The following is a 5,657-nucleotide window of genomic DNA, read 5'->3' as shown; positions in this document are numbered from 1 at the left end:
GGACACGGTACGGCCGAAGCGCGCCCCCCTGAACGTGGCCCCGTCGCCCAGCCGGGCGCCGTCGAAGGTGGCGTACCCGTCGAACCTGGCCCGCTCGCACGACAGCCCGTGACCGAAGACGGCCTGGCTGAACAGCGCGTCACGGGACATCACGGCCCGGTCGAGCGAGACGTGCCCGCGCACGGTGACGCCGTGGAAGGACAGCTCGCGGGTGAACCTGGCGCCCGGCAGCGACACGTTGCCTTCGAAACGGGCGCCGAAGAACGAGGCCAGCCGCTCGAACCTGGCCCCGTCGAGCGACACGTCGCCCGCGAACGTCACGCCCGCGAGCCGGACGTCGCCGGTGAACCTGACCCGATCGAGCCGGGCCCTGCCTGGCCTGCCGCCGGTGGCTTCGAGGACTCTGGACAGCAGCTCGCCGTTGACGGTCGTGCCGCGCAGGTCGAGCAGGCGGCCGGGGGCCATCTCGTCCAGGGCCTCGGAAAGCTGGTCGGGCGTGAGGTGTGCGAGGCAGAAGCCGGTCGGCAGGCCGGCGATTCCGGTGCAGGCAGCCGAATACGCGCAGGTGACCCAGTCCATGCACTGGTCATACCCGCGGGATGCCGGTGTCAAGGTTCGATGTTTTTATGTTCTATCCACTTTTATGCGGAAATATGCGGTCCATATAGCCCCTACCCAAGTAACGATGCCCGGCGGAGCCCGTCCCTGACGTCAGGCTGATCCTGGCGAGCCGGTCCTGTCATGTCCCAAGCCGTACGCGATGCCTCTCCTCACCTTCCTGCCGGAGCAGAGTGACGAGCATCACAACACTCGCCGAACCGGGTGGAACTTCCGATAGCGTCGGGCCCAACCCCTGGGAGAGGTGAGCGTGCAATGGCGTACGTTGATCGATCCCGGCCCCGTGTGCTGCTGCGCGTCGGGACATGGAACGTCCTCTCCGACCACCCTTGCCAGGTGGCGGAGTCCGCGCTGACGTAGACAGTGGAATGCGGGGGAGAGGGTAGAGGTTCATACCGATGGATAATTTTCAGCGACGAACGAGGAGCCACTTGTGGCGACCATCGAAGTAACCGAGAAGAACTTCAACGACATCGCCGACAAGGGGATCGTCCTGCTCGACTTCTGGGCAGAGTGGTGCCCGCCGTGCAAGAAGTTCGGCCCGATCTTCGAGCAGGCTTCAGGCAAGCATGAGGACATCACGTTCGGCAAGATCGACACGGATGCCGAGCAGGGGCTTGCGCAGGGCTTCGACATCACGTCGATCCCCACACTCATGGCCATCCGCGACGGCATCGTGGTCTTCGCCCAGGCCGGTGCCATCCCGGCGCCCGCACTCGAGGACCTGATCCGGCAGGTGCGGGCGCTGGACATGGACGCCATCAGGGCCGAGCTCGCCGAGGAACTGAAGCAGAACTGAGCCCTTGTGGGAGGGGCTCAGGGCTCAGGGCTTCCGGCTCAGGGCTTGCGACCGACTCCGACGTACCCGAACTTGATCCCGTTGCCCGGGGCGTCCGGGTCGTCGGGACGCCAGCCGTTCGGGTACGTCAGCCCGGGCTCCTCCAGCTCATAGCCGTCGAAGAAGCGCAGGATCCCCTCGCGGGTCCTGAGGCTCAGCGCGGCCGTGGCCTTGCGGTAGATCTCGATGGCCTGCGGGGTGGTGTCCGGGGTGTTGTCGATGGCATGGCTGATCACCAGCCGGCTGCCGGGCGCGCTCACCGCACGCACCTTCGCCACCAGGTCGTACGCGATGTCGTCCGGGATGAAGTGCAGGATGGCCAGCGTCAGGAACGCCACCGGCTGGTCGAAGTCCACCAGGCCGCCCAGCTTGTCCAGCAGCGCGTCCGCCTCGCGCACGTCGGCCTGCAGGAAGTCCACGTCGTCGGTCCTGGCCAGCAGCGCCCTGCCGTGCACGCAGACCACGGGGTCGTTGTCCACGTAGACGACGCGTGCCTTCGGGGCGATCTCGTGCGTGTTCCCCTGGGTCGGCAGCCCCGCGCCGAGGTCCACGATCTGCTGCACGCCCGACTCGACCACGTGCCGCACGGCGCGGCGCAGGAACGCCCTGTTCGCGCGGGCGCCCTCCTTGGTGTTGGGGAACGTCTGCAGGATCCGCTCGGCGGCTGCCCGGTCGGCCGCGAAATTGTCCTTGCCGTCGAGGTAATAGTCGTACATACGCGCGACGTTGGGGAGGTTGGGGTCGACCCCCTCAGGGGCACTGTCCACGTTTTCTCCCGAAATTTCGGCTTCTTTGCGGGCGATCATATCCGCGGAGCGCCACATTTCCTCTGAAATCGGCTCTTCTTCCTGCTCCGATGAGACGCACATCACCTCCGCCTCAGCGGTTCGTACGGGGCCGCTCCATTCCGTCCCGCCGCCACGCGCTCGGGCGGGCACGGCCGCGTCCGTCCCGTCTTCGGACGGCGCGTCGTTGCGGTGGGCTCCGCCTCGGAGTGCCGCCGCGGCTCTCGCCTTGTGCGACGGTGCTCGCCCCGAGCGGTTGGTGGTCCGCTCGGGGCGGCCGGGATCAGCCGCGGTAGAGCTCGGCGACCCGGAAGGCGAGGTCGAGGGACTGGCCGCGGTTGAGCCGGGGGTCGCAGGCCGTCTCGTACCGGGTGGCGAGGTCGTCCTCCACGATCTCGTGCCCGCCCCCCACGCACTCCGTCACGTCATCGCCGGTGAACTCGATGTGGATCCCGCCGGGATGCGTCCCCAGCGACCGGTGCACCTCGAAGAAGCCCGCGACCTCGTCCAGCACGTCGTCGAGCCGCCGCGTCTTGTGCCCGCTGGGCGCCTCGAACGTGTTGCCGTGCATCGGGTCGCAGATCCAGGCCACCCGCGCCCCCGTGGCCGTGACCTCCTTGACCAGGGACGGCAGGCTCTCGCGGATCTTGGAGGCCCCCATCCGGGTGATGAACGTGAGCCGCCCCGCCTCGTTGCTCGGGTTGAGCTTGTCGATGAGCCCGAGCGCCTCTTCAGGCGTCGTGCCGGGGCCGAGCTTGACGCCGATCGGGTTGCGGATCTTGGAGAAGAAGTCGACGTGCGCCCCGTCGAGCTGGCGGGTGCGCTCGCCGATCCAGACCATGTGCGCCGACACGTCGTACGGCCGGCCCGTACGTGAGTCGATCCGGGTGAGCGCCCTGTCGTAGTCGAGGATCAGCGCCTCGTGCGAGGAGTAGAACTCCACGGTGTGGAACTCCTCGGGATCGGCCCCGCAGGCCCGCATGAACGCGAGGGCCTGGTCGATCTCCCTGGCCAGCTGCTCGTAGCGGCGCCCGGCGGGCGACTCGGCCACGAAGTCCTGGTTCCAGGCGTGCACCTGGCGCAGGTCCGCGTAGCCGCCCTTGGTGAACGCGCGCGCGAGGTTGAGCGTCACGGCCGAGGAGTGGTACGCCTTGAGCAGCCGCCACGGATCGGGCCTGCGCGCGTCGGCGGTGAAGTCGAACCCGTTGACCATGTCGCCCCGGTAGGCCGGCAGCTCGATCCCGTCGCGGGTCTCGGTGCCCTTGGAACGCGGCTTGGCGAACTGGCCCGCGACCCGGCCGATCTTCACCACCGGCACCTTGCCCGCGTACGTCAGCACGATCGCCATCTGCAGCAGCGTCTTGAGCTTGTTGCGCACGTTGTCGGCGGTGGCGCCGGAGAAGGTCTCCGCGCAGTCGCCGCCCTGCAGGACGAAGGCCTCGCCGCGGGCGACGGCGGCCAGCTGCTCCTTGAGCTGGTCACACTCGCCGGCGAAGACCAGTGGGGGCAGGCCGCCCAGCTCGGCGACGACCTTGTCGAGCTCGCCGCGGTCGGGCCAGTCTGGCTGCTGCGCCGCGGGGAGGGCTCGCCAGGAATCGAGATCCACGAGATTGCTGCTCACGAGATACGAGGGTAATCCACTGGCTCCGCCCTGCCGACCGTGTTGTCCACGTTTTGGCATCCACCCGGGCGTGAAAGAACGTACATTTCCGGCCGAAGCCGAGCGCATTCGATTTCAGGCCTCCGGCACCCTCACGTGCTCCGGCCGGATTCCCAGCCCGATGAACCGCCGTGCCATCCGGTTCATCAGCGGGATCCTCGTGAGATCGCGCGGCAGCCGCGACGGGTTGAACTCGCGTCTCAGTGCCTTCTTGATCACCAGATTCTGGACCACCCGCTGGGTCGCCTGCGTGACCCTGGTGGGCAGCATCCGCCGCTTCTGCAGCAGGTGCAGGGTCGACTCGGGGATCGGCGCGCCGGATCTGAGCGAGCCCGCAAGGAGGTTGGCAGCGGCGACCGCGTCCTGCACCGCCAGGTTGATCCCCACCCCGAACACCGGTGACATGGCGTGCGCGGCGTCCCCGATGCACAGGAACCCCGGCCGGTGCCAGCGGTGCAGCCGGTTGATCACGACCGTGAGCACGCTGACGTCGTCGTAGCTCCCGATCTGCCCGATCCGGTCGGCCAGCCACGGCAACAACGAGGCCACCGGCTCGCGGAGCGCCTCGATCCCCTGGCGTACCAGCTCGTCGAACCCGCCCTTGGGGATCAGGAACGCGAGCTGCCAGTAGCTCTTCCTGTTGATCGCGACCATCATGCGACCGCTGGAGATCCGCAGGAACGCGTCGTCGCGGTCGGACGGGTGCCTGGGCAGCCGGAACCACACCACGTCCATCGGCGCGCCGAGCTCCTCGGGGACGAGCCCGGCCCGTTCGCGCAGGGTCGAGTGCCGCCCGTCGGCGGCGACCGTCAGGTCGGCCCTGATCTCGTGCTCGCCGGACTCGTCCCGGTAACGCAGCCCGCGCACCGTCCGGCCCTCGCGGATCAGGTCGTACGCCTCGGCGTTCATGAGCAGCCGGAAGCCCGGGTACCTGCCGGCGGCCGAGGTGATGAGCTTGAGGAAATCCCATTGCGGGACCCACGCGATGTAGTCGTACTTGCCGGGCATCCCGCGCAGGCTCGCCAGGCTGATGTCCCCGGCGTCGGTCACCATGCTGAGGCCGTACGCCTTCCTGTGCGGGATCTTCAGGAACTCCTCGGCCAGCCCGAGCTCGTCGAGCACCTGCAGCGTGGACGGATGGATCGTGTCGCCCCGGAAGTCACGGAGGAAGTCGCCGTGCTTCTCCAGCAGCGTCACCTCGACGCCTGCCCTGGCCAGCAGCAGCGCGAGCATCGCGCCTGCCGGGCCGCCTCCCGCGATTACGCAGCGCATAATTCATCACCTGATGAGATGGTCTCACGTCATGAGAAAAGAGCAACCCCCACAGCCATCCGACATGCCCGAGCGGCCGAAGTACATGCGTGAGCCGCCTCTCACAAGGGAGTGGACGATGACCGACGAACTCCACACCCTCTCTGGCGCCTACGCCGTGCACGCACTGCCGTACGCCGAGTGGGTGCTGTTCGAGGAGCACCTGCTGGCGTGCCAGGTGTGCGGAGCCGAGGTGCGGCGCCTGCGGGAGACGGCGGCCAGGCTGGCGGAGGCGGTGGCCGAGCCGCCGCCCGCCACGCTCCGCCGGCGCCTGCTCGCCGCCGCGCACGAGTCGCGGCGTCCCGGCGCCCGGCCGGAGCAGGCGCCCGACGACAGCCCCACCATCTGGCGTCCCCGCGTGCCGGCGCCCGGCTCCGAGAACCCGCCGACGATCCGGATCCCGCCCGAGCAGCAGCAGCCCGCCGCCGTGGGCGTGCCGGAGGTC

At 68.8% G+C, this 5,657-nt stretch carries 5 protein-coding genes and 1 pseudogene; 2 read left to right on the top strand and 4 right to left on the bottom strand.

Translation table 11 applies throughout. The features are described 5' to 3' along the window. Nucleotides 1-579: pentapeptide repeat-containing protein (locus AB0J09_RS54580; RefSeq protein ID WP_360710170.1), on the bottom strand; the 579-nt coding region annotated here is incomplete at its 3' end. Nucleotides 580-1,051: 472 nt separating this feature from the next. On the opposite strand from AB0J09_RS54580, the gene AB0J09_RS54575 reads away from it, so the two are divergent. Further along, nucleotides 1,052-1,417 carry a thioredoxin family protein gene (locus tag AB0J09_RS54575; protein WP_360710168.1) on the top strand — a complete coding sequence of 122 codons (366 nt, stop codon included), beginning with the start codon at nucleotides 1,052-1,054 and terminating at the stop codon, nucleotides 1,415-1,417. 38 nt (nucleotides 1,418-1,455) lie between these two features. On the opposite strand, the gene AB0J09_RS54570 is transcribed toward AB0J09_RS54575, so the two are convergent. From AB0J09_RS54570 to AB0J09_RS54560, 3 genes are all read right to left on the bottom strand, one after another. Then, entirely contained in the window at nucleotides 1,456-2,223 is a 768-nt protein-coding gene (locus AB0J09_RS54570) for an SAM-dependent methyltransferase (RefSeq protein ID WP_360710167.1), read from the bottom strand. A gap of 301 nt (nucleotides 2,224-2,524) precedes the next feature. Then, nucleotides 2,525-3,862, bottom strand: a complete 1,338-nt coding sequence (locus AB0J09_RS54565) for a class II 3-deoxy-7-phosphoheptulonate synthase (protein WP_360710165.1) — start codon at nucleotides 3,860-3,862, stop codon at nucleotides 2,525-2,527. Between the two features lie 114 nt (nucleotides 3,863-3,976). Beyond that, nucleotides 3,977-5,173: an FAD-dependent oxidoreductase gene (locus AB0J09_RS54560; protein ID WP_360710162.1), complete on the bottom strand. Its 1,197-nt coding sequence runs from the start codon at nucleotides 5,171-5,173 to the stop codon at nucleotides 3,977-3,979. Between the two features lie 118 nt (nucleotides 5,174-5,291). Here AB0J09_RS54560 and AB0J09_RS54555 point away from each other — a divergent pair. Further along, a pseudogene (locus tag AB0J09_RS54555) lies at nucleotides 5,292-5,657 on the top strand (hypothetical protein); the annotation flags it as partial.

The organism is Nonomuraea sp. NPDC049784 (assembly GCF_040659615.1).
In the GTDB taxonomy this organism is placed as follows: domain Bacteria; phylum Actinomycetota; class Actinomycetes; order Streptosporangiales; family Streptosporangiaceae; genus Nonomuraea.
This window is presented reverse-complemented; position numbering and strand designations above follow the sequence as displayed.

Excerpts from the sequence above, each read along its gene's own strand:
- AB0J09_RS54560 (WP_360710162.1), bottom strand. The coding sequence starts at position 5,173 with ATGCGCTGCGTAATCGCGGGAGGCGGCCCGGCAGGCGCGATGCTCGCG.